The sequence below is a fragment of the Pseudomonas sp. GW821-FHT02A08 genome, assembly GCF_059422045.1.
In genome coordinates, this window is the sequence record NZ_JBWKWD010000046.1 from 16,394 (window position 1) to 38,768 (window position 22,375).

Annotated in this window: 20 protein-coding genes and 1 riboswitch; of the genes, 15 read left to right on the forward strand and 5 right to left on the reverse strand. The window is 60.9% G+C overall.

All coding sequences use genetic code 11. The features are described from left to right. The first annotated feature begins 1 nt into the window (after nt 1). Complete coding sequence (locus tag AC07W4_RS24605; protein WP_495034317.1) at nt 2-823, forward strand: HDOD domain-containing protein; 822 nt, start codon at nt 2-4, stop codon at nt 821-823. A 130-nt stretch (nt 824-953) separates the two neighbouring features. On the opposite strand, the gene AC07W4_RS24610 is transcribed toward AC07W4_RS24605, so the two are convergent. Then, nucleotides 954-2,342, reverse strand: coding sequence for a sensor histidine kinase N-terminal domain-containing protein (locus AC07W4_RS24610; protein WP_495034318.1), 1,389 nt, complete (start codon nt 2,340-2,342; stop codon nt 954-956). Continuing rightward, nucleotides 2,335-3,006 carry a response regulator gene (locus AC07W4_RS24615; RefSeq protein WP_007979804.1) on the reverse strand — a complete coding sequence of 224 codons (672 nt, stop codon included), beginning with the start codon at nt 3,004-3,006 and terminating at the stop codon, nt 2,335-2,337. Before AC07W4_RS24615 ends, AC07W4_RS24610 begins: the two co-directional genes overlap by 8 nt. Nucleotides 3,007-3,243: 237 nt before the next feature. Between AC07W4_RS24615 and AC07W4_RS24620 the strand changes: the two genes are divergently transcribed. The 7 genes from AC07W4_RS24620 (at nt 3,244) to AC07W4_RS24650 (ending at nt 10,913) form a co-directional block, all read left to right on the forward strand. Beyond that, nucleotides 3,244-4,533: an OprD family porin gene (locus AC07W4_RS24620; protein WP_495034319.1), complete on the forward strand. Its 1,290-nt coding sequence runs from the start codon at nt 3,244-3,246 to the stop codon at nt 4,531-4,533. Between the two features lie 39 nt (nt 4,534-4,572). Next, the gene (locus AC07W4_RS24625; protein ID WP_495034320.1) at nt 4,573-5,550 is read left to right on the forward strand and encodes a Bug family tripartite tricarboxylate transporter substrate binding protein; all 978 of its coding nucleotides are present in this window, start codon (nt 4,573-4,575) and stop codon (nt 5,548-5,550) included. Nucleotides 5,551-5,608: 58 nt separating this feature from the next. Next, entirely contained in the window at nt 5,609-6,067 is a 459-nt protein-coding gene (locus AC07W4_RS24630; protein ID WP_007996224.1) for a tripartite tricarboxylate transporter TctB family protein, read from the forward strand. A gap of 1 nt (nt 6,068) precedes the next feature. Then, entirely contained in the window at nt 6,069-7,583 is a 1,515-nt protein-coding gene (locus AC07W4_RS24635) for a tripartite tricarboxylate transporter permease (RefSeq protein ID WP_007996225.1), read from the forward strand. Continuing rightward, nucleotides 7,576-8,613 (forward strand): AbrB family transcriptional regulator, encoded by a 1,038-nt coding sequence (locus AC07W4_RS24640; protein WP_495034321.1) that lies wholly within the window; start codon nt 7,576-7,578, stop codon nt 8,611-8,613. Before AC07W4_RS24635 ends, AC07W4_RS24640 begins: the two co-directional genes overlap by 8 nt. A 78-nt stretch (nt 8,614-8,691) precedes the next feature. After that, nucleotides 8,692-10,029: an AAA family ATPase gene (locus AC07W4_RS24645; RefSeq protein WP_495034322.1), complete on the forward strand. Its 1,338-nt coding sequence runs from the start codon at nt 8,692-8,694 to the stop codon at nt 10,027-10,029. Beyond that, on the forward strand, nt 10,026-10,913 hold the full coding sequence (locus tag AC07W4_RS24650) for a hypothetical protein (protein WP_495034323.1): 888 nt from the start codon (nt 10,026-10,028) through the stop codon (nt 10,911-10,913). Before AC07W4_RS24645 ends, AC07W4_RS24650 begins: the two co-directional genes overlap by 4 nt. 48 nt (nt 10,914-10,961) lie before the next feature. On the opposite strand, the gene ung is transcribed toward AC07W4_RS24650, so the two are convergent. Next, complete coding sequence (gene ung, locus AC07W4_RS24655; protein WP_008050720.1) at nt 10,962-11,654, reverse strand: uracil-DNA glycosylase; 693 nt, start codon at nt 11,652-11,654, stop codon at nt 10,962-10,964. 132 nt (nt 11,655-11,786) lie between these two features. Here ung and dspII point away from each other — a divergent pair, with 132 nt between their 5' ends. Then, the gene (gene dspII / locus AC07W4_RS24660) at nt 11,787-12,899 is read left to right on the forward strand and encodes an enoyl-CoA hydratase/isomerase DspII (protein WP_008050718.1); all 1,113 of its coding nucleotides are present in this window, start codon (nt 11,787-11,789) and stop codon (nt 12,897-12,899) included. A gap of 127 nt (nt 12,900-13,026) precedes the next feature. On the opposite strand, the gene AC07W4_RS24665 is transcribed toward dspII, so the two are convergent. Continuing rightward, complete coding sequence (locus AC07W4_RS24665; protein ID WP_495034324.1) at nt 13,027-13,470, reverse strand: hypothetical protein; 444 nt, start codon at nt 13,468-13,470, stop codon at nt 13,027-13,029. Between the two features lie 167 nt (nt 13,471-13,637). Then, nucleotides 13,638-13,886, reverse strand: a complete 249-nt coding sequence (locus AC07W4_RS24670) for a hypothetical protein (protein WP_495034325.1) — start codon at nt 13,884-13,886, stop codon at nt 13,638-13,640. A 282-nt stretch (nt 13,887-14,168) separates the two neighbouring features. Then, nucleotides 14,169-14,269, forward strand: a riboswitch (guanidine-I (ykkC/yxkD leader). A 60-nt stretch (nt 14,270-14,329) separates the two neighbouring features. On the opposite strand from AC07W4_RS24670, the gene AC07W4_RS24675 reads away from it, so the two are divergent. The 6 genes from AC07W4_RS24675 (at nt 14,330) to uca (ending at nt 22,371) form a co-directional block, all read left to right on the forward strand. Further along, nucleotides 14,330-15,397, forward strand: coding sequence for a putative urea ABC transporter substrate-binding protein (locus AC07W4_RS24675; RefSeq protein ID WP_495034326.1), 1,068 nt, complete (start codon nt 14,330-14,332; stop codon nt 15,395-15,397). A 15-nt stretch (nt 15,398-15,412) separates the two neighbouring features. Further along, nucleotides 15,413-16,228, forward strand: coding sequence for an ABC transporter permease (locus AC07W4_RS24680; protein WP_495034327.1), 816 nt, complete (start codon nt 15,413-15,415; stop codon nt 16,226-16,228). Continuing rightward, nucleotides 16,225-17,013 (forward strand): ABC transporter ATP-binding protein, encoded by a 789-nt coding sequence (locus AC07W4_RS24685; RefSeq protein ID WP_495034328.1) that lies wholly within the window; start codon nt 16,225-16,227, stop codon nt 17,011-17,013. The genes AC07W4_RS24680 and AC07W4_RS24685 overlap by 4 nt, the downstream gene beginning before the upstream one ends. 13 nt (nt 17,014-17,026) lie before the next feature. After that, on the forward strand, nt 17,027-17,752 hold the full coding sequence (locus AC07W4_RS24690; protein ID WP_495034329.1) for an urea amidolyase associated protein UAAP1: 726 nt from the start codon (nt 17,027-17,029) through the stop codon (nt 17,750-17,752). Nucleotides 17,753-17,763: 11 nt separating this feature from the next. Further along, nucleotides 17,764-18,405, forward strand: coding sequence for an urea amidolyase associated protein UAAP2 (locus AC07W4_RS24695; protein ID WP_495034330.1), 642 nt, complete (start codon nt 17,764-17,766; stop codon nt 18,403-18,405). Between the two features lie 306 nt (nt 18,406-18,711). Beyond that, entirely contained in the window at nt 18,712-22,371 is a 3,660-nt protein-coding gene (gene uca / locus AC07W4_RS24700; protein ID WP_495034331.1) for an urea carboxylase, read from the forward strand. The last annotated feature ends 4 nt before the right edge of the window (nt 22,372-22,375 follow it).

The window sequence follows — 22,375 nt, forward strand, 5'->3', positions numbered from 1 at the left end:
AATGAGCAAGCTGGCGGAAAAGGTCCAACAGGATTTGGTTGAGGCCATCAATAACGATGACCTGGTTCTGCCAACGTTACCGGAAGTGGCCCTGCAGATTCGCAAGGCCGCGGAAAACCCGGAAGTCAGCGTCAGCACCCTGAGCAAAGTGATCGGCCGTGATACCGCGCTGTCGGCACGCCTGATCAAAGTGGTCAACAGCCCGCTGTTGCGCGCGGCCCAGGAAGTGACCGACCTGCATACCGCGATCACCCGCCTGGGCATCAACTACAGCTGTAACCTGGCGATCGGCCTGGTCATGGAGCAGATTTTCCATGCCCGCTCCGACGTGGTGGAACAGAAGATGCGCGATGTCTGGCGCAAAAGCCTGGAAATCGCCGGCGTCAGCTACGCCCTGTGCCGCAGCTACACCCGGCTCAAGCCCGACCAGGCTGCCCTTGGCGGGCTGGTGCATCAGATCGGCGTGCTGCCGATCCTGACCTATGCCGAAGATCACTATGAGCTGCTGTCCGACCCGGTCAGCCTCAACCATGTGATCGACCGGATTCATCCGCTGATCGGCGAAAAACTGCTCAGGGTCTGGGACTTTCCCGACATGCTGGTGCAGGTGCCGCAGCTCTACCTGAATTTCAAACGCCTGTCGGCGCAGGTCGACTATGTGGATCTGGTGCAGGTGGCCAGCCTGTATTGCCACAAGGACACCGACCATCCGTTCGCTCGTATTGATCCGTTGAGCGTGCCGGCCTTCAATGCTCTTGGCATCGACATCGACGACGAGGCGATGTGCGCCGACCTGGAAGAAACGCGCACGATGTTTTACTGATCAAAGACCGCGCTGGCCCCTTCGTCGGAACGCCGCCCGGAGCAAGCCCGCTCCCACATTGGATCTATGCAGCACCACAAATCCCTGTGGGAGCGGGCTTGCTCGCGAATAGGCCATAACAGACGCCGCATCAATCCCCTGCAACAAAGCTCACCCGCACCTTCAACCCCGCCCGCTCACCATCATGCAGGCTGATCTGCGCCAGATGCGCGCGGCAGATCTCACCGACAATCGCCAGTCCCAATCCGGAACCTGCCACTTGCTGATTGCGTCGGTAAAAGCGCTCGAATACCCGATCGCGCTCCTCAAGGGGAATACCGGGGCCATCATCTTCGACTTCCAGCACGGCAGGCGCCGAGACCCGCAGAATCACGTTGCCACCCGGCGGCGTGTGAGCCAGCGCGTTATCCACCAGATTGCTCAGTAGTTCGTTCAATAGCGTCGGCTCGCCCCGCAGCCAGACCGGCTCATCCGCCTCCAGCGCCAGCGCGATACCACGCTTATGGGCCAACGGCGCCATGGCCATGCCCAGTTCCCGGGCCAATTGACTCAGGTCGAGTAACTGCGCGCCGCCTTCGGCAATCGCCCGGGCGCCGTTTTCGACCCGTGCCAGGGAAAGCAGCTGATTGGCCAGATGGGTCAAGCGATCAGTGCCCTGGGCGGCGGTCTCCAGCGTGCTGCGCCAGGTTTCGGGCTCGGCTGAGCGCATGCCCAGTTCCAGGCGTGCCTTGAGCGCCGCCAGCGGCGTGCGCAGTTCGTGGGCGGCATCGGCGATGAATTGCGCCTGCTTCTCGAACTGCCCGCGCAAGCGCTCGGTAAAGTGATTGAGTGCGCGCACCAGCGGCCACAATTCGCGCTGCACTTCCACCAACGGCAAGGGCCGCAGATCGTCCGGCTGGCGCTCTTCCACCGCCGTGCGCAAGCGTTCCAGCGGACGCAACGCGGCACTCACCGCGAACCACACCAACATCAAGGCCCCACCCGCCAGCATGCCCAGGCGCAGCAAAGTATCTGTCGCCAGGCTGCGGGCCATGCTCACCCGCGCCTCATCGGTTTCCGCTACGCGGATTTCCGCCATGCCGTTCATGTTCGGCTCGCTCACCGGTTTGAGCAGGCTCACCACGCGCACGTTCTGCCCGCGATATTGGGCGTTGTAGAAGCGTGCCAGCGCCGGATAGTCATCGGTGCGCGGCGTTCCCGGCGGTGGCGCCGGCAGGTTTTCGTAACCGGAAATCAGCTTCTGATTGATGTCGTTGACCAGGTAGAAAATTCGCCCGGCGCTGTCGTAGGCAAACGTATCGAGGGCCACGTAGGGCACGTCGGCACTCAGGGTGCCGTCGCGCTGGGAGACGCCGGCGGCAATGGTTCGCGCCGAGGCCAACAGGGTCCGGTCATAGGCCGTGTCAGCCGCTTCACGACCGTTCCAGTAGGCGCTCAACCCACTGGCCAGCATCAACACCACCAGCAGCAGCGCCAGGTTCCACAGCAACCGCCAGCGCAGGCTGCTGGGCTTATGCATCGCGGCTTTCCAGCAAGTAACCGAGGCCGCGGAAGGTCACGATGGCGACCGGCTGGCCATCGAGTTTCTTGCGCAGGCGGTGCACGTAGATTTCGATCGCATCGGGGCTGGCCTCTTCATCAAGACCGAACACTTGCGACGCCAGTTGCTCCTTGCTCATCACCCGACCGGGACGCGCGATCAGGGCTTCGAGTACGGCTTGCTCGCGGGAAGTCAGGGTCAGCAACTCTTCGCCGAGGGTAAAACGCCGGGTCTCCAGGTCGTAGGCCAGCACACCGCAACGCTGAATGCGCTCACCGCCCAGCACACTGCGGCGTAACAAGGCTTTGACCCGGGCTTCGAGTTCGGTCAGTTCGAACGGTTTGGCCAGGTAGTCGTCGGCGCCGAGGTTCAGGCCGTGGACCCTGTCCTTGACGTCGCTGCGGGCGGTCAGCATCAACACCGGCAGGTTCTTGCCCCGCGCCCGCAAACGCGCCAGCACTTCGAAACCATCCATGCGCGGCAAGCCGACGTCGAGGATCGCCATGGCGTATTCCTCGCTGCCCAGCGCCAGGTCGGCTGCCACGCCATCGTGCAGAACGTCCACGGTCAGCCCGGTGCTCTTGAGCGCCTGGGCGACACTTTCGGCGAGCTGCAAATGGTCTTCGACGAGCAGGACACGCATGGATCTTTACCTCATTCCGGGATGGTCGACGCCATTCTCTGGCGCGAAGTTTACAGCCGCAACCGCCGCTGTGAAGCCCGAAAACCGTGAAAGTCAGCTGAAAGGTTAGCGAAAGGTTAGCCCGTTACAGTCCAGCCACGGACAGTTTCGACTGCCGTCGCTGCAGCCACACAGCGATACGAAAAACGCCTCGAAGCGTTTTCGACAAATAAGAACAATAAACGGAGTAAGTCATCCATGCAGTCCCTGCAGACCCAGGCTATCGCGCCTGCCCGCCTCTCCCGTTTCAGTCACACTGCGCTTGCCAGCGCTGCCGCCCTTGCCGGTTTTTCACCTTTGAGCCAGGCCGCATTCGTCGACGACAGCTCGGCCACTTTCGAAACCCGCAACATGTACTTCAATCGCGATTTTCGCGACGGTACAAGTGCCCAACAGTCCAAGCGCGACGAGTGGGCCCAGGGTTTCATGCTGAATCTGAAATCAGGCTACACCGACGGCACCGTGGGGTTCGGTGTCGATGCGCTGGGCATGTTGGGGGTCAAGCTCGACTCAAGCCCGGACCGCACCGGTACCGGCCTGCTGCCGACCGACGATGGGCGAGCCGTCGACGAATATTCCAAGCTCGGCCTGACCGGCAAAATGAAAGTCTCCGCCAGCGAGCTGAAAATCGGCAGCCTGATTCCGGAACTGCCGATCCTCAAGGCCAACGACGGGCGCATCCTGCCGCAGACCTTTGAAGGCGGCATGCTGACCTCCAAAGAGATCAAGAACCTGACCTTCACCGGCGGGCGCCTGGACAAGGCCAAGGATCGCGACAGCACCGACTTCGAGGACATTGCCCTCAACAACAAGAACAGCCGCTTCGCCGGAACGGTGGCCGGCAAGCACTTCGATTTTGGCGGCGTGGACTACAAGTTCACCGACAAGATCACCGGCAGCTACCACTTCGCGCAACTCGATGAAGTCTACAACCAGCACTTCCTCGGTTTGATCGCCTCGCAGCCATTCGGCCCCGGCACTTTTGCCAGCGACCTGCGGTTTGCCATCAGTGACGACCAGGGCGAGGCCCGTGGCGGCAAGATCGACAACAAGTCCCTCAATGGTCTGCTGAGTTACGCCTTGAGCGGGCACAAGTTCAGCGCGGGCTACCAGCACATGTCCGGCGACAGCGCATTCCCGTATGTGGATGGCAGCGACCCGTACCTGGTGAACTTCGTCCAGATCAACGACTTTGCCGGCGCCGAAGAACGCTCCTGGCAAGCGCGTTATGACTTCGACTTCGTCACCCTCGGCGTCCCCGGCCTGAGCTTCATGAGCCGTTACGTGAGCGGTGACAACATCAAGCTCAAGAACGGTGACGAAGGCAAAGAGTGGGAACGCAACTCCGAGATTAAATATGTTGTACAAAGCGGCGCACTCAAGGATGTCGCCGTGCGTTTGCGCAATGCCACCTACCGCTCCAACTACTCTGCTCGCGATGCCGATGAAGTGCGTCTGCTGGTGAGCTATAGCGTTGCCCTTTGGTAATTCAGTACGTCGATAACAACAACTCCCAAGGAGACTTGAATGAACCTGTCAATGCGTAAACTAGCCCTCGCCGCCAGCGTCCTGCTGTTCACCGGCCAAGTGCTTGCCGAACCCAAACGCCCGGAATGCATCGCCCCGGCTTCACCCGGCGGTGGTTTCGACCTGACCTGCAAACTGGCGCAAAGCGCGCTGGTCAACGAAAAACTGCTGACCAAACCGATGCGCGTGACCTACATGCCCGGCGGTGTCGGCGCGGTGGCGTACAACGCGGTGGTTGCCCAGCGTCCGGCGGATGCCGGCACCCTGGTGGCATGGTCAAGCGGTTCGCTGCTGAACCTGGCCCAAGGCAAATTCGGTCGCTTCGATGAAAGCAACGTGCGCTGGCTGGCCGCCGTCGGCACCAGCTATGGCGCCATCGCGGTGAAAAGCGATTCGCCTTACAAGACTCTGGACGATCTGGTCCAGGCACTGAAGAAAGATCCGAGCAAAGTGGTGATCGGTTCCGGCGGCACCGTCGGCAGCCAGGACTGGATGCAAACCGCGCTGATCGCCAAGGCCGCCGGGATCAACCCGCGCGACCTGCGTTATGTGGCGCTCGAAGGCGGCGGCGAGATTGCCACCGCCCTGCTCGGCGGCCACATCCAGGTCGGCAGCACCGACATCTCCGACTCCATGCCGCACATCCAGAGCGGCGACATGCGGTTGCTGGCCGTGTTTGCCGAGAAGCGTCTGGACGAGCCGGAAATGAAAGACATCCCGACCGCCAAAGAGCAAGGCTACGACATTGTCTGGCCGGTGGTGCGCGGCTTCTACCTCGGGCCAAAGGTCAGTGACGAAGACTACGCCTGGTGGAAAGACGCCTTCGACAAACTGCTGGCATCGCCTGAATTCGCCAAGCTGCGCGATCAGCGTGAACTGTTCCCGTTCGCCATGACCGGCCCGGAACTGGACACCTACGTGAAGAAGCAAGTCGCGGACTACAAAGTGCTGGCCAAAGAGTTCGGCCTGATCCAGTGATCGCCTCTGTCTAGCGGCTGCGGCTCCGTTTTGCGGGGCCGCGGCACAGGAGTTTTCCATGCTCTTACAACGCATTTTTGCTTCGGTGCTGTTACTGGTCTGTCTCGGCCTGGCACTGATGGCGTGGCCGTACCAAGCGGCTTTTTCCTACGAACCGGTGGGGCCTCGGGCCTTTCCACTGCTGATGCTTGGCCTGATGGGCTCAGCGCTGTTGTACATGGCGTTCCGTCCGGCACCGATCAAGCACAGTGCTGACGAGCCGCCACTGGATCGCGAAACCCTGACCAAGATCGGCATCTGCGTGGTGCTGTTGCTGGTGTTCGCCGGCACCTTCGAACCGCTGGGCTTCATCGTCGCCAGCATCCTGATCGGCGTGCCCATGGCCCGTCTGTATGGCGGTCGCTGGGTGCCAAGCATCGTGATCATCAGCCTGATGGCCGTCGGCCTCTACCTGCTGTTCGACAAGTTGATGGACGTGCCGCTGCCTTTGGGTGTGCTCGACGTTCTGGAGAACTGATATGGATACTCTTGGCTATTTGGGTCAGGGTTTCGGCGTCGCGCTGAGCCCGTATAACCTGGTGACTGCACTGTGCGGCACCCTGATCGGTACCGTGGTCGGCCTGTTGCCGGGCCTGGGGCCGATCAACGGCGTGGCACTGTTGATCCCGATCGCATTCGCCCTCGGCCTGCCACCGGAGTCGGCACTGATCCTGCTGGCGGCGGTGTATCTGGGTTGCGAATATGGCGGCCGGATCAGCTCGATCCTGTTGAACATCCCGGGCGAAGCGTCCACCGTGATGACCACCCTCGATGGTTACCCGATGGCACGCAAAGGCCTGGCCGGTGTAGCGCTGTCGTTGTCGGCATGGAGCTCGTTCATCGGTGCCTTTATCGCGACCTGCGGCATGGTGCTATTCGCCCCGCTGCTGGCGAAATGGGCAATTGCCTTCGGCCCGGCGGAATATTTCGTACTGATGGTGTTTGCGATTGTCTGCCTCGGCGGCATGGCCGGTGACCGTCCGCTGAAGACGTTCATCGCGGCGCTGATCGGTCTGTTCCTGTCGACCGTCGGCATCGACGCCAACAGCGGTGTGTATCGCTTCACCGGGGACAATATTCACCTGACCGACGGCATCCAGTTCGTCGTGCTGGTGCTGGGCCTGTTCTCCATCAGCGAAATCCTGCTGCTGCTGGAAAAAACCCACCACGGCCAGGAAGCGGTGAAAGCCACCGGGCGCATGATGTTCAACTTCAAGGAAGCGGCGTCGGTGTTCGTGGTGAACATCCGTTGCGGCGTACTGGGTTTCATCATGGGCGTGTTGCCGGGTGCCGGTGCGACCCTGGCCAGTGCCGTGGCCTACATGACCGAAAAACGCATGGCTGGCGCCAAGGGTACTTTCGGCCAGGGCGACATGCGTGGCCTCGCCGCTCCGGAAACCGCCATCGGTGGCGCAGCTTGCGGTGCGCTGGTGCCGATGCTGACCCTCGGCGTTCCAGGTTCCGGCACCACGGCGGTGATGATCGGCGCGCTGTCGCTGTACAACATCACTCCGGGCCCGCTGCTGTTCCAACAGCAACCGGACATCGTCTGGGGCCTGATCGCTTCGTTGTTCATCGCCAACGTGATGCTGGTGATCCTCAACATCCCGATGATCCGCATCTTTACCCGCATCCTCGCCGTGCCGAACTGGGCACTGGTGCCGGTGATCGCGATCATTACCGGGATTGGTGTCTACGCGGTGCACGCTACAACGTTCGATCTGTTCCTGATGATCGGCATCGGCATCTTCGGTTATATCCTGCGCAAGCTGGACTTCCCGCTGTCGCCGGTATTGCTGGGCTTCATCCTCGGCGGCCTGATGGAACAGAACCTGCGCCGCGCCCTGTCGATCTCCAACGGTGCACTGGAAATCCTCTGGTCGAGCCCGATCACCTTCGGTTGCTGGATCCTGACGGCGATCATGCTGCTGATGCCGCTTATCCGCATCTGGCGCAAACGTTCCGCCGCGCAACGCGCTATCGCCGATGTCTGACAGGTCCCCCTTCAAACTCTGGTGGGGAACCCCGCTGGTCGGCCTGCTTGGCGGTTACCTCGCCAGCCAGGTCGGCTGGCCTTTGCCGTGGATGGTCGGCTCGTTGCTGGCGATCATCCTCGTGCGCTGCCTGACACCCTGGCAACTGGCCGAAATCCCTGGCGGCCGCAAGTGCGGCCAGTGGATCGTCGGCATCGGTATCGGCCTGCACTTCACCCCGCTGGTGATGGAGCAGGTGCTGAGTCATTTCGGTCTGATCTTCTTCGGTGCGTTGGTCACCAGCCTGTCTGCCGTGGTCGGCGTGTGGCTGATGCGCCGCACCGGTGAAGATCGTGCCACGGCGTTCTTTTCCAGCATGCCCGGCGGCTCCGGGGAAATGGTCAACCTCGGCGCCCGCAATGGTGCGGTGCTCAGCCGTGTCGCGGCGGGGCAGAGTTTGCGGGTGCTGGTCGTGGTGCTCTGCGTGCCGGCGGCTTTCAAGTACTTACTGGGCGATGGTGCCCCGGTTTTACATGCCACCGCCGTGGACTGGCGCTGGCTGGCCCTGCTGTTCCCGGCAGGCGCATTGGCGGCCTGGATCTGGGAACGCCTGCGTCAACCCAACCCCTGGCTGTTCGGGCCGTTGCTGGTCAGCGCGGCAGTCAGCATCGGCTGGGATCTGCACATCGGTCTGCCCAATGGCGGTAGCCAGATTGGCCAATGGTTGATCGGCAGCGGTCTGGGCTGTCACTTCAACCGGCAGTTTTTCCGGCGTGCACCATCGTTCATGGGGCGTACCTTGATTGGCACGGTGCTTACCATGTTGATCGCCACGGCGGCGGCCTTGGGTTTGAGTGCGCTGACCCATCTGGATCTGCGTTCACTGACATTGGGCATGATGCCCGGCGGGATTGCCGAGATGAGCCTGACGGCGGAAACCCTGCAACTGTCGGTGCCTCTGGTGACGGCGATGCAGGTGATGCGGCTATTGTTTGTGTTGTTTCTGGCGGAGCCGTTGTTCAAGTACTGGGACCGCGATCCAACTTCGTAACGAACAATTGCCGTGAGACGAGCGGTATCCAATGAAGCATAGTTTGCTACCATCTCTGGCTTCGGGAGAGGTGAACTGATGCACATCAAAGATCTACAGATAGAAAAATTGCGGTCTTTCGAGAGTGCCACCCTTGAGTTCAATCTGCCGGGGGCCAAAGATCTGCAATACCCCAACGTCAATGTGTTGCTGGGGGACAATGGCCTCGGCAAAACCAGCATTCTAAGGGCCGTTGCCCTTGCGGTATTGGGGCCCCTCCTGAGTGGCAGTTCCGGCTTTGTACCTGAAGGTCTTATCCGGCGCGCACCGGGAAAAGTCGCCGGCAAAATCAACCTCAACAAAAACAAGGCACGACTGACTGCGCAAATCCTCTCGACAGTGGAAGAAAGACCACCACTTAAAAAAAGCGCATTGACCATGCCCGAAGAGTTTTCGGTAAGCACAGAAATCCGCACCGTCAGCCTGGTTGAGCGGATGAGTTGGAGTATGTCGCCGCAAGACTACGATGAAGCCATCGAGGCAATGCAACTGGATGAAAAGAGCCCTGCCTTTTTCATTGTCGGCTACGGCGCCACCCGTCGCGTAGAAGCGGCAGCCCGAGTTGACGAAAGCGCCCGAACCCGCTCTCGCTTGCGTCGTTATGAACGTGTCGCCGGCCTCTTCGAAGATCACTTGACGCTCATGCCCCTGTCTTATTGGCTGCCAGCCTTCGCCGAAGAGAACAAGGGTCGATACACGCAAGTCATCAACCTGATCAACGATCTGCTTCCCCCCGTCTGCCAGATTCAAAGTGTGCCCACGGATCGAGAGCACCTATTCGAAATGAACGGAACAGTACTGCCGTTTCGCGCCTTATCTGACGGTTTCAGGGCCTATATCGGCTGGATTGGCGATATGTTGTTCCATGTTTGCCAAGGTGTCTCCAGTGGTTTGAAACTACGAGAGATGCGTGGCGTCATCATGGTTGACGAGATTGATCTGCATCTTCATCCCGAGTGGCAACGCAGTGTGGTCCCTACACTAGCCAAAGCTCTTCCCAATGTTCAGTTCATCCTGACGACTCACAGTCCATTGGTTGTAGGTTCATTGACTTCGCAAAACCTGTTCGTACTGGCAGATGAAAATGGCTCAACCGTTGTCAAGCGCCTACCCGAACATGTACGGGGTAAGAGCGCCGAGCAGATTTTGCTTTCCCCCTATTTCGGCCTTGAAAGCACACGAGCGACTCCAACTGCGGACACCCTGATCAGCCTGGCGCGCAGTGCAGTTTCCGGAGATGCCAAAGCTTCTGTCGACTATCTGAGAGTCCTCGCCGAGGGTATGACCTTCGATGAAATGGCAAAACCTCAAAAAACCAAAACTACCGCTACCCGTGTCCGACGCCCGCGTGTGACGCCGTCAGAGTCGAAAGAATGATCCGCTACCCAATCTCGGAAGCTGAGCTAATTGCGTTGATCAACGGAGTACAACCGAACTGGATAGGCCGTGCTCAAACGCGAATCCAGCACTACATTGCTGCCGGTGGCTATACCGATGACCCGGACTTTTGGGGGGAAATCAAACACGTCTACATTTCGCTGCAGCATGAAAAATGCGCGTATTGCGAAACCAAGCTTCAGGGAGCCGTACTGGCGAGCAAAGTCCATGAAGTCGAGCACTATCGCCCCAAAAGTGAAGTCAAACCGTGGCCCAATCACAAGGTTGTTCACTGGAAAGACTTCAAGCCTGCCTGGCCCACAGGAGCAGGCAGCAAGGTGGGTTATTACAAGCTTGCGTATCATCATCTGAACTATGCCATCGCCTGCACCCGCTGCAATTCGACGCTCAAGTCGAGTTACTTTCCAATTCGTGGCAAACGCGACATTCAGAATAGTGACCCGGCGAACATGCAAAAAGAGTCTGCCTTGCTGCTCTACCCAATCTCATCGGTCGATCCCGATGACCCGCAAGAACTCATTACGTTCAATGGAGTACTGGCGGTTCCACGACACAGTGATGGCCCCGCAAACGAACGCGCAGTCACGACCATCGAGTTTTTTCAACTCAATCATGAAGACCTCACATCACGCAGAGCCGTAGAAATCAGGACGCTTTGGTTCGCACTACAGTTGGCTAAAATCAATCCGCAAGACAAACAACTATACGAAGACACAATCGCGTTGATGTGCAGTCCGCAAAGTCCTTTCAGTTCCTGCGTATCAGCCTTTCTTGAACTCACCAAAACGGACTATCCAACGGCGCAAGCGATGGCAAAGCTCATCGTCACGGCATTAACGGCAAATCAACCACTCACCGCCTGATGCATAAAGTTCGGGCAATCTGCCTTGAAAGCCGTTGGACCGAGGTACTCAAACCGGCGGCAACCGCCACTCGATCGGCGTCTCGCCATTCTGCTCCAGAAACTTGTTGGTCCGGCTGAAGTGCCCGCAACCAAGGAAGCCGCGATAGGCCGACAGCGGTGACGGGTGCACCGAGGTCAACACCAGATGCTTGGTGGCATCGATCAGCTTCTGCTTGCTCTGGGCATGGGCGCCCCACAGCATGAACACCAGGTGCGGTTGCTGTTGGCTGACCACTTCAATGACTCGATCAGTGAAAAACTGCCAGCCCTTGTCCTTGTGCGCATTGGCGTTGGCGCGCTCGACGGTCATGGTGGTGTTGAGCATCAGCACCCCCTGATCGGCCCAGCTCTGCAAGTAGCCATGGTTGGGGATGTCAATGTTCAGGTCGCGCTTGAGTTCTTTGTAAATGTTCACCAGCGACGGCGGCGCCGGTACGCCCGGCTGCACCGAGAAGCACAAGCCATGGGCCTGGCCCGGACCGTGATAAGGGTCCTGACCGAGGATCACCACCTTGACCTTGTCCAGCGGCGTGGAATTGAGCGCGTTGAAAATCATCGGCCCCGGCGGATAGATCTCCTTGCCGGCCGCCCGCTCCTGTTGCAGGAAGTTTCGCAACTCTGCCATGTAGGGCTGGTCGAATTCGGCACGCAGTGCCTCCTTCCAGCCCGGTTCGAGTTTGATACGGTCGTCAGCAGTCATGGTTACATCCGGCAAAAACAATGGGGCGAACCCTAGGAAAGCGCATCACGCTTGTCAATTGATCTGACGCAGATCCAGCACTTTCCCACACAGCGATCATACTTAATCCTCAAATTCCCGATCGAGGTCACGATGAATCTGCACTTCGAAGAACTCACCGGCACCGACGGCGCGCGCATCGGCATCGCCAGCCTGGATGCCGAAAAATCCCTGAACGCCCTGTCCCTGCCGATGATCAACGCCCTGCGCGACCGCCTGGAAGCCTGGGCCAAGGATCCGCAGATCGTCTGCGTCCTGCTGCGCGGCAACGGCGCCAAGGCCTTTTGCGCCGGCGGCGAAGTGCGCAGCCTGGTGGAGGCCTGTCGCGTCCATCCGGGTGAAGTACCGCCACTGGCCGCGCAGTTTTTTGCGGCGGAATATCGCCTGGACTTCAAACTTCATACCTACCCGAAACCGCTGGTCTGTTGGGGCCACGGCTATGTACTGGGCGGAGGCATGGGGTTGTTGCAAGGGGCAAGCATCCGCGTTGTCACGCCGAGCAGCCGGTTGGCGATGCCCGAGATCAGCATCGGCCTGTACCCGGACGTTGGCGCCAGTTGGTTTCTGTCGCGCCTGCCCGGCAAGCTCGGATTATTCCTGGGCCTGACCGGTGCGCACATGAACGGCCGCGATGCCATCGACCTTGACCTGGCCGATCGCTTCCTGCTCGATGAGCAGCAGCCGGAATTGATCGAAGGCCTATTGCAATTGAACTGGCAGGAACAGACACCCATGCAGCTCAACAGCCTGCTCAAGGCCTTGCAGCAGGAAGCCGTGGCACAGATGCCCGAAGCTCAGTGGCTGCCGCGACGCCAGCAGATCGACGAACTGCTGGATGTCAGCGACGTGCGTTGCGCCTGGAAGGCCATCAGCGCCTTGCGCGATCACACCGACCTGTTGCTGAGCCGCGCAGCCAGAACCCTGAGCGAAGGCGCGCCGCTGACCGCTCATCTGGTGTGGGAGCAGATCATCCGCGCCCGGCACCTGTCGCTGGCCGAAGTCTTCCAGATGGAATACACCCTGAGCCTCAACTGCTGTCGTCATCCGGAATTCAGCGAAGGCGTACGTGCCCGGTTGATCGACAAGGACCAGAAACCGCACTGGCACTGGCCGGACATCAACAACGTGCCGGACGCGGTGGTAGAGGCGCATTTTCACAAAGCGTGGGAGGGTCGGCATCCGCTGGCGGATTTGTCCGAATACTGAAAACACACACAAAACTGTGGGAGCGGGCTTGCTCGCGAAGGCGGAGTGTCAGACAACATCAATGTTTCTGAGACGACGCCTTCGCGAGCAAGCCCGCTCCCACATTAGAGCTGTGTTCTATATAAAACTAGCGGTGGTTACGCCGCCAGTTGTGATCGCCACGTTCGCCACGATGGTTGCGCCAGTCATGGCCTCGAGAGTCATTGTTCCAGCCCCCGCGGTTACGGCCGTCCCAGCCATGGTTCTGATGCATCCGGTAATAGCCCCGATATGGCTGGTAGTAATGCGGAGCGGGCTGGTAATAGCGCGGTTGATACATCCGCGGCTGGTAGTAATAGCGCGGCGTCGGCTGGTAATACCGCGCTGGTGGCATGTAATACCGAGGCGACGGTGTGTAGTAACCATTGGAATAGTAGGAACTCCCCCCGGCGTATTGGGTTGGCGCCGGCGAGGTATAGACTTCGGAACTGTAGTAGCTGCCTCCTTCATCGTAATAAGGCACGCACCCACCAAGGGATAATCCCAACACAGTAAGCAGAAGAATTCGGCGCAGCTTTTTTTGACAGTGCATGGCGGCCTCCTGGACCGCGGGCAAGCCACACCAGCGACGCTGGCAGGCGACAGTCAAATGTTCAATGACTGTCGAAATATCAGACACCGAATTCGGAATCTGGTGCGTCATCGAAACAAGTAGAAACATCTGGCCGATGAAAGGTTTTTCATCCATTCACGCCCTGATTAATGGTGACCACCGCGATGTCCACCGCCATGATGTCCACCGCCATGGCCACGGTAGTAACCATGCCCACCGTAGTAATAGGAGCGATAGCCACCGTAATAACGTGGACCGTAGTAACCGTAGTAATAAGGCGAGTAGTAGTCGGGGTAGTAATAAGGTCCCCCGTAGACGTCGGCAGGACCGTCGTAGTAGTAGCAGCCAGACAATCCGAGACCGAGCACTGCACCCAACAACAATCGACGTAACATGGCGGCCTCCGTAAAGACCTGTGACAGCAGCCGGCACACACCGACTTACACCTGTTTTGACTGGTAATCCCCTGCCAAGTGCGATGTTGCACCCGCCTCCTGATCAGCGGCGGACAGGTTCCAATGCGGTGCACCAGCGCACCATCACAAGGCAGTGCGCCTTTCCAACCAACACCGTCGACCTGCCTGTCCCCCACGCTAGAGCGCTCGGGCCAACTTGGCACGCCTCTCGCTTTAGTAAGACCGTGCAGGAGTCACTACAGGTTCGCGGCACCACAATTTGCAATGGCTGACTAGGGTTCCGGCTCGCAATCGCGAGTGGCTGGTCCGAGAGTTGGCGACCTCCAGTTGAGGTTACACGGCGGGACAAAAGCCCGGGAGACAAGCCACCGTTAGCGGTGCCGCTGCCTTCCTGTCCGTCCTTGATCAACTGGAGAATCACCATGTCCCAGCTTCGTTTACCCGCCCTGCTCGCCGCTGCGTTCGCCGCCCTCGTGAGCTTCTCGTCCCAGGCCGCCCAGAAAGACCACTTCAGCGTGTGCTGGACGATCTACGCCGGCTGGATGCCCTGGGAATACGCCGGCAGCCAGGGCATCGTCGATAAATGGGCGAAAAAGTACGGCATCAAGATCGACGTGGTGCAGCTCAACGATTACGTCGAATCGATCAACCAGTACACCGCCGGCCAGTTCGACGGTTGCACCATGACCAACATGGACGCGCTGACCATTCCGGCCGCTGGCGGCGTCGACAGCACTGCGTTGATCGTCAGCGATTTCTCCAACGGCAACGACGGCATCGTACTCAAGGGCGAAGGCAGGAAAGTCGCCGACCTCAAGGGCATGGACGTCAATCTGGTCGAACTCTCGGTCTCTCACTACCTGCTGGCCCGGGCCCTGGATTCGGTGGACCTCACCGAGAAAGACCTGAAAGTGGTCAACACCTCCGACGCCGATATCTCGGCCGCCTTCAACACCGATCAGGTCAACGCCGTCACCACCTGGAACCCGATGCTCTCGGACATCAAGGCCAAGCCTGCGGTGACCGAGGTGTTCAACTCCAGCCAGATCCCCGGCGAGATCATGGACATGATGGTGGTCAACTCCCAGACCCTCAAAGACAACCCGGCCCTGGGCAAGGCACTGACCGGCGCCTGGTTTGAAGTGGTCGAGTTGATGAGCGCGAAAAACGCCGCCGGCAAAGCCGCCCTGGAGCACATGGCCAAAGCCTCGGGCACTGACCTGGCGGGTTTCCAGGCGCAACTGGACACCACCAGATTGTTCGCCACCCCGAAAGAAGCCCTGGCGTTCAGTACCAGCAAGCAACTGCCGGAAACCATGCGCAAGGTCGCCGAGTTCTCCTTCCAGCATGGCTTGCTGGGTGAAGGCGCCAAGGACACCAGCGTGGTCGGCATGGCCTTCGCCAACGGCGTGACCAGCGGCGACAAGGCCAACCTCAAGCTGCGCTTCGACCCGAGCTACGTGCAGATGGCCGCCGACGCCAAGCTGTAATCAGGAGAACCGGTCATGCGCCTGATCAACCGTCACCCGGACCGCCCCAGTCGCCTGTTGCTGGTGATCCTGCCGCTCGCCCTGGTGCTGTTCGCCTACTTCATGGGCTCGGCCGAGCGACTGGCGGAAAACCCCAACGACAAGCTGCTGCCCAGCGCCGTGCAGATGACCGATGCGGTGAAACGCCTGGCGTTCGTCGCCGACAGCCGCACCGGCGGATTCCTGCTCTGGCAGGACACGGCGTCCAGCCTGCAGCGTCTGGCCATTGGCCTGGGCATCAGCGCCCTGGCCGGGCTGTGCCTGGGCATCGCCGCCGGTACCCTGCCATTGTTCGGTGCGCCGTTGTCACCCTTGCTGACCGTGCTGTCGATGGTGCCGCCGCTGGCGATCCTGCCGATCCTGTTCATCGTTTTCGGCTTGGGTGAATTGTCGAAAGTGATGCTGATCGTGATCGGCATTACTCCGGCGCTGGCCCGGGACCTGGAACAGCGCGCCCGGGAAATTCCCGTGGAACTGCTGATCAAGGCCCAGACCCTCGGTGCCTCGACATGGACCCTGATGCTGCGGGTGGTGTTGCCGCAACTGCTGCCACGGCTGTTGATCTCGCTGCGACTGATGCTCGGCTCGGCGTGGCTGTTCCTGATTGCCGCCGAAGCCATCGCCTCCACCGATGGCCTCGGCTACCGGATTTTCCTGGTGCGTCGCTACCTGGCGATGGACGTGATCTTGCCCTACGTGGTGTGGATCACTTTGCTCGCCTGGCTGATGGATTGGGGCCTTAAACGCCTGACCCGGCGTGCGTTCCCCTGGTATGAGGGGGCCGCCAAATGAGCTTCATCACCGTTAAAAACGTCTGGCAGCAATACGCCGATCAAGTGGTGCTCGAAGGTCTCAACCTGAACGTCAACGAAGGTGAGTTCTGCACCCTGGTGGGTACCTCCGGTTGCGGCAAATCGACCTTCCTGCGCCTGCTGCTCGGCCAGGAACGAGCCAGTCGCGGCGAAATCCTGCTCGACGGCCAACCGCTGGCCGGTGAGCCGGATGCCAGCCGTGGCGTGGTGTTCCAGCGCTACTCGGTGTTCCCGCATTTGAGCGTGCTGGACAACGTCGCCCTCGGCCTCGAACTGCCGCGCTCCCCCTTGCTAGGACGCCTGTTCGGCAGCGCGAAAAAAGAGGCCCGCGAAAAGGCTTCGGTGCTGCTGCACAAAGTTGGTCTCGGCCACTCGCTGGACAAGTATCCGGCGCAACTCTCCGGCGGCATGCAACAGCGGCTGGCCATCGCCCAGGCGCTGATCATGAAGCCGCGGGTATTGCTGCTCGACGAACCGTTCGGCGCCCTCGACCCGGGGATCCGCAAAGACATGCACGCCTTGCTCCTGGAGCTGTGGCGCGAGACTCGACTGACGGTATTCATGGTCACCCATGACCTGTCCGAAGGCTTCAGCCTGGGCACACGCCTGCTGGTGTTCGACAAGGTCCGTCTCGACCCGCATGCGCCCGGCCGCTATGGCGCACGCATCACCTACGACATCCCTTTGAACAGCGACCGCCGCACCCACCGTGCCGCCGTCGACGCCCTGCCAGTGCAACTGGCGGGCTCACTTCGAACCGCTTGAGAGGGTTTTGCCCATGACTGATTCGACCCAAATGTTCCCGCCCTTCGCCGAAGAAATGCTCCCCGGCGGCGGCCATCGTTCCTTCGTCTTGAAACGTGGCCAACTGCTGCGCCTGACCGACATTCGCGGTGGCGCCAACGTCAGCCTGATGCTGCTCAACGCCAACGAAAAAAACGAGCGCCTGAACCTGCCCGACAGCCTCAAATGCCAACACACCGCCAAGCTCACCGCCGGCCACTGCCTGTACTCGGACATGGGCCGCGTGCTGGCCGCCATCACAGCCGACACCTGCGGCTGGAGCGACAGCCTCGGCGGCGTGCTCTGCGCGGAAGAAGTGGCGCAAAAGTACGGCACGGGCCGCTATCAGGAACTGCGCAACGGCTTCTTCCGCAACGGTACCGACAACCTGTTGGTGGAGCTGGGCAAGTGGGGGCTGGGCCTGTCCGACCTGCTGATGACCCTCAACCTGTTCAGCCGCGTGAACGTCGATGACGCCGGGCGCTTCCATTTCGTCGAGGGCAATTCCAAGGCTGGCGACTACATCGAGTTGTACGCGCCGATGGACACCCTGGTGGTGCTCACAGCCCTGCAGCACCCGATGGACCCGTCGCCGGAATATGCGCCGAAACCGCTGAAGCTCAGCTGGATGAACGCCGACGCCAGCGTCGCCGAACACTGCCGTACCTCGCGCCCGGAAAACGAGCGCGGTTTCATCAACACCGACCGTTTGTTTGCCTGAGGATCGCTGCCATGTCACTCGCAATCGCCACCGTTGCACAGTCGCCTGAAACGGCCGTCTACCGCACCACCATCCCCGCCGGCGAACCCTGGCTGATGGAGGTCAAGGCCGGACAGACCCTGCGCATCCTCGACCTGGAAGGCAACCAGGCTATCGACACCTTGTTCTACAGCGTCGCCAATCCCAGGGAGCGCTACGACGTGCAGCGCACCCTGCGTCGGCAAAACAGTGTGTACCTGAGCACTGGCAGCGTGCTCTATTCCAACCTCGGCAAGCCGATGCTGACCATCGTCGCCGACACTTGCGGGCGTCACGACACCCTCGGCGGCGCCTGTGCGCAAGAGAGCAACACCGTGCGCTACGCCCTGGAAAAACGCTACATGCACAGCTGCCGCGACAACTACCTGCGCGCCTGTGCTCACGACGGCCGCCTGGGCAAGGGCGACATCGGGCCGAACATCAACTTCTTCATGAACGTACCGGTCACTGCCGACGGCGGGCTGACGTTCGAAGACGGAATTTCCGCGCCGGGCAAGTACGTCGACCTGCGGGCCGAGATGGACGTGATCGTGTTGATCTCCAACTGCCCGCAACTGAACAACCCGTGCAACGCCTACAACCCGACCCCTGCGGAGCTGCTGGTATGGAACTGAAATTCCCGAGACTGCGCCGTTGGTTGTTTGCCTTGTGCCAGGCCCGTTCGGGGCAGTGCATCAAACAGTAAAAGCACCACAAGTCCCCCTGTGGGAGCGGGCTTGCTCGCGAAAGCGGCGAATCAGACACATCGAAGTCGACTGACACGCCCCCTTCGCGAGCAAGCCCGCTCCCACAGGGGGTCAGCGGTGTCTGGCAGAGAACTGATTTTGCCACCGGGGACGACCCCGGTGCCTTTCGAAAAACTGCGGGACGGCCCGCATCCCAGTCGAGGCTGATGCGCTATCGCCTCCGGGGGTTATGCCATGTTCGAAAAAGTCCTGATTGCCAACCGTGGCGCCATTGCCTGCCGCATCCTGCGGACCTTGCGCGAACTGCAAGTGCCGGGCGTTGCCGTGTACTCCGAAGCCGATGCCGCCAGCCTGCACATCCTGCAAGCCGATGAGGCCCACAGCCTCGGTGAGGGTGCAGCGGCTGGAACTTACCTGGCGGTCAACAAGATCCTCGCCATCGCCAAGTCCACCGGCGCCACCGCGATCCATCCCGGCTACGGCTTTCTCTCGGAAAACGCCGCGTTCGCCGAAGCCTGCGAGGCCGTCAACATTGCCTTTATCGGACCGACACCCGAACAACTGCGGGTGTTCGGCCTCAAGCACACCGCACGCGCCCTGGCCAAACAACACGGCGTGCCGATGCTCGAAGGCACCGAACTGCTTGACAGCCTCGATGCCGCGCTGCTGGCTGGTGAACAGGTCGGCTACCCGGTGATGCTCAAGAGCACCGCTGGCGGTGGCGGCATCGGCATGCGCGTATGCCGCAGCGCGGCCGAGTTGAGCGAATCCTTCGAAGCGGTCAAGCGCCTGGGCCAGAACAATTTCAGCGACGCCGGAGTGTTCATCGAGAAGTACATCCAGCGCGCCCGGCACCTGGAAGTGCAGGTGTTCGGCGACGGTCACGGTGACGTGATCGCCCTCGGCGTGCGTGATTGCTCGGTGCAACGACGCAACCAGAAAGTCCTCGAAGAAACCCCGGCGCCGAACCTGCCCGACGGCATGGCCGAAGAGCTGTGCGCGGCCGCGATCAAACTGGCCAAAGCGGTGAATTACCGCAGCGCCGGCACCGTGGAGTTCGTCTTCGACAGCGATGCCCGGCGTTTCTACTTTCTGGAAGTGAACACCCGCTTGCAGGTGGAACACGGTGTCACCGAACAGGTGTGGGGTGTCGACCTGGTGCGCTGGATGGTGCAACTGGCGGCCGGTGATCTGCCGCCCCTGAGCGAACTGATGCAAGGTTTGAAACCGGTGGGCCATGCGATCCAGGCGCGGTTGTATGCCGAAGATCCGGGCCGCGACTTTCAACCGAGTCCAGGCTTGCTTACTGCCGTGGATTTCCCGGTGGCCAATGGCATTGAACTGCGTATCGACACCTGGGTCGAAGCTGGCTGCGAGATTGCGCCCTACTTCGACCCGATGATCGCCAAGGTCATCAGTTGGGCCCCGACTCGCGAAGAGGCCACCGCTGACCTGCATCAGGCGCTGGGGGCCAGCCTGCTCTACGGCGTGGAAACCAACCGCGATTACCTGCGGCAGATTCTGCTCGATGCACCTTTCGCCAGTGGCCAGCCGTGGACCCGTTGCCTGGAAGGCCTGGTGTATCAAGCCAACACCTTTGAAGTGCTCAGCGCCGGTACGCAAACCAGCGTTCAGGACTATCCCGGCCGTCTCGGTTACTGGGCGGTTGGCGTGCCGCCATCGGGGCCGATGGACAGCCGGGCGCTGCGTCTGGGTAACCGTTTGCTGGGCAATGACGAAGGCGCGGCGGCGCTGGAAGTCACCATGAGCGGGCCGTTGTTGCGCTTCAATTGCGAGGCGGTGGTGGCGGTGACTGGCGCGGTGATTCCATTGTTGCTCAACGGTGAAAGCGTACCGATGAACACGGCACTGCTGATTCCAGCGGGCGCGACGTTGAGCCTTGGCTCCATCGCAGGCGCAGGTGCCCGCAGCTATCTGTGCCTGCGTGGCGGCCTGCAGGTACCGGATTATCTGGGCAGCAAAAGCACCTTCACCCTGGGTCAGTTTGGTGGTCACGGCGGTCGCGCGTTGCGCGCCGGTGATGTGTTGCACCTGCCAGCCCTCAATGACCGCAGTGCCGGTCAGCAACTGGCTGACGAGCAGGGCACCGACCTGCCGGCGATTCGGCAGATTCGCGTGATCTACGGCCCTCACGGTGCCCCGGAATACTTCACGGAAAACTACATCGGCACCTTCTTCGCCACGCAGTGGGAAGTGCATTTCAACTCCAGCCGTACCGGCGTTCGCTTGATCGGACCGAAGCCTGAGTGGGTGCGCGCCGACGGCGGTGAAGCCGGTTTGCATCCGTCAAACATCCACGACAATCCTTATGCGATCGGCGCGGTGGATTTTACCGGTGACATGCCGGTCATCCTCGGCCCGGATGGCCCGAGCCTTGGCGGGTTCGTGTGCCCGGTGACGGTGATCGAGGCGGATCTTTGGCAACTTGGGCAGCTCAAGGCAGGGGACAAGGTGCAGTTCTCCCCCGTCGACCTCAAGACCGCCCGCACCCTGGCCTTGAAATGGGATCAATGTGGGAGCGGGCTTGCTCGCGAAGAGGGCGTGTCAGTCAACATTAAAGTGTCCGATGAACCGCTTTCGCGAGCAAGTCGGACCGCCGCACCGCCGCTCCCACAGGGGATTGTGTCGCCTGTGGTATTGGATTTAGGGCAGGACGATACGCGGTTGGTGGCGCGCCTTTGCGGCGACACCCACCTGCTGCTGGAAATCGGCGCCCCGGAACTGGACCTGGTCCTGCGCTTTCGCGCCCACGCTCTGATGCAGGCGCTGGAAAGCAAAGTCCTGCACGGCGTGATCGACCTGACGCCGGGCATCCGTTCGCTGCAAATCCACTATCAGCCCGAGCAACTGCCGCTGTCCGACCTGCTCGGCATCGTCGCTGGCGAATGGGACGCTGTGTGCGCCGCCAAGGACCTGCAAGTGCCCTCGCGCATCGTGCATCTACCACTATCCTGGGACGACCCTGCGTGCCAGTTGGCCATCGAGAAATATATGACCACGGTGCGCAAGGACGCGCCGTGGTGCCCGAGCAACCTGGAGTTCATCCGCCGCATCAACGACCTGCCGAACCTCGACGAAGTGCAGCGCACGGTGTTCGACGCCAGTTACCTGGTGATGGGCCTGGGCGACGTCTACCTCGGCGCACCGGTCGCCACCCCGCTCGACCCGCGCCATCGCCTGGTAACCACCAAGTACAACCCGGCGCGCACCTGGACCGCGGAAAACTCTGTGGGCATCGGTGGCGCCTACATGTGCGTCTACGGCATGGAAGGCCCCGGCGGCTATCAGTTTGTCGGGCGCACGTTGCAGATGTGGAACCGCTACCGCGAAGTTGCCGCGTTCGATGGCAAACCCTGGTTGCTGCGGTTTTTCGACCAGATCCGTTTCTACCCGGTCAGCGCCGATGAACTGCTGCGCATCCGCCGGGATTTCCCCCTCGGGCGCTTCGACCTGAACATCGAGCACAGTCAGTTGAACCTGGCGGATTACCAGGCGTTCCTGGCCCGGGAAGCCGAGACCATCGACGGGTTTCGCGATCAGCAAAAAGGCGCATTCAATGCCGAGCGCGAACGCTGGATCGCCAGTGGCCAGGCGCATTTCGACAGTGAAGAACCGGCCCCGGAGGCCACCGAAGATGCACCGCTGGCAAACGGCCAACAGAGCATCGACAGCCACATCGCCGGCAACCTCTGGCAGGTCCGGGTCGAAGCCGGCAACCGCGTCGAGGCCGGCGATGTGCTGGTGATCCTGGAGTCGATGAAGATGGAAATTCCCTTGCTCGCGCCAATGGCCGGCGTGGTGCGCGAGATTCGCGTGCAACCGGGTTCGGCGGTGCGCGCCGGGCAGCGTGTCGTGGTGCTGGAACTCGACTGAACCC

Excerpts from the sequence above, each read along its gene's own strand:
- AC07W4_RS24605 (WP_495034317.1), top strand. The coding sequence starts at position 2 with ATGAGCAAGCTGGCGGAAAAGGTCCAACAGGATTTGGTTGAGGCCATC.
- AC07W4_RS24610 (WP_495034318.1), bottom strand. The coding sequence starts at position 2,342 with ATGCATAAGCCCAGCAGCCTGCGCTGGCGGTTGCTGTGGAACCTGGCG.
- AC07W4_RS24615 (WP_007979804.1), bottom strand. The coding sequence starts at position 3,006 with ATGCGTGTCCTGCTCGTCGAAGACCATTTGCAGCTCGCCGAAAGTGTC.
- AC07W4_RS24620 (WP_495034319.1), top strand. The coding sequence starts at position 3,244 with ATGCAGTCCCTGCAGACCCAGGCTATCGCGCCTGCCCGCCTCTCCCGT.
- AC07W4_RS24625 (WP_495034320.1), top strand. The coding sequence starts at position 4,573 with ATGAACCTGTCAATGCGTAAACTAGCCCTCGCCGCCAGCGTCCTGCTG.
- AC07W4_RS24630 (WP_007996224.1), top strand. The coding sequence starts at position 5,609 with ATGCTCTTACAACGCATTTTTGCTTCGGTGCTGTTACTGGTCTGTCTC.
- AC07W4_RS24635 (WP_007996225.1), top strand. The coding sequence starts at position 6,069 with ATGGATACTCTTGGCTATTTGGGTCAGGGTTTCGGCGTCGCGCTGAGC.
- AC07W4_RS24640 (WP_495034321.1), top strand. The coding sequence starts at position 7,576 with ATGTCTGACAGGTCCCCCTTCAAACTCTGGTGGGGAACCCCGCTGGTC.
- AC07W4_RS24645 (WP_495034322.1), top strand. The coding sequence starts at position 8,692 with ATGCACATCAAAGATCTACAGATAGAAAAATTGCGGTCTTTCGAGAGT.
- AC07W4_RS24650 (WP_495034323.1), top strand. The coding sequence starts at position 10,026 with ATGATCCGCTACCCAATCTCGGAAGCTGAGCTAATTGCGTTGATCAAC.
- ung (WP_008050720.1), bottom strand. The coding sequence starts at position 11,654 with ATGACTGCTGACGACCGTATCAAACTCGAACCGGGCTGGAAGGAGGCA.
- dspII (WP_008050718.1), top strand. The coding sequence starts at position 11,787 with ATGAATCTGCACTTCGAAGAACTCACCGGCACCGACGGCGCGCGCATC.
- AC07W4_RS24665 (WP_495034324.1), bottom strand. The coding sequence starts at position 13,470 with ATGCACTGTCAAAAAAAGCTGCGCCGAATTCTTCTGCTTACTGTGTTG.
- AC07W4_RS24670 (WP_495034325.1), bottom strand. The coding sequence starts at position 13,886 with ATGTTACGTCGATTGTTGTTGGGTGCAGTGCTCGGTCTCGGATTGTCT.
- AC07W4_RS24675 (WP_495034326.1), top strand. The coding sequence starts at position 14,330 with ATGTCCCAGCTTCGTTTACCCGCCCTGCTCGCCGCTGCGTTCGCCGCC.
- AC07W4_RS24680 (WP_495034327.1), top strand. The coding sequence starts at position 15,413 with ATGCGCCTGATCAACCGTCACCCGGACCGCCCCAGTCGCCTGTTGCTG.
- AC07W4_RS24685 (WP_495034328.1), top strand. The coding sequence starts at position 16,225 with ATGAGCTTCATCACCGTTAAAAACGTCTGGCAGCAATACGCCGATCAA.
- AC07W4_RS24690 (WP_495034329.1), top strand. The coding sequence starts at position 17,027 with ATGACTGATTCGACCCAAATGTTCCCGCCCTTCGCCGAAGAAATGCTC.
- AC07W4_RS24695 (WP_495034330.1), top strand. The coding sequence starts at position 17,764 with ATGTCACTCGCAATCGCCACCGTTGCACAGTCGCCTGAAACGGCCGTC.
- uca (WP_495034331.1), top strand. The coding sequence starts at position 18,712 with ATGTTCGAAAAAGTCCTGATTGCCAACCGTGGCGCCATTGCCTGCCGC.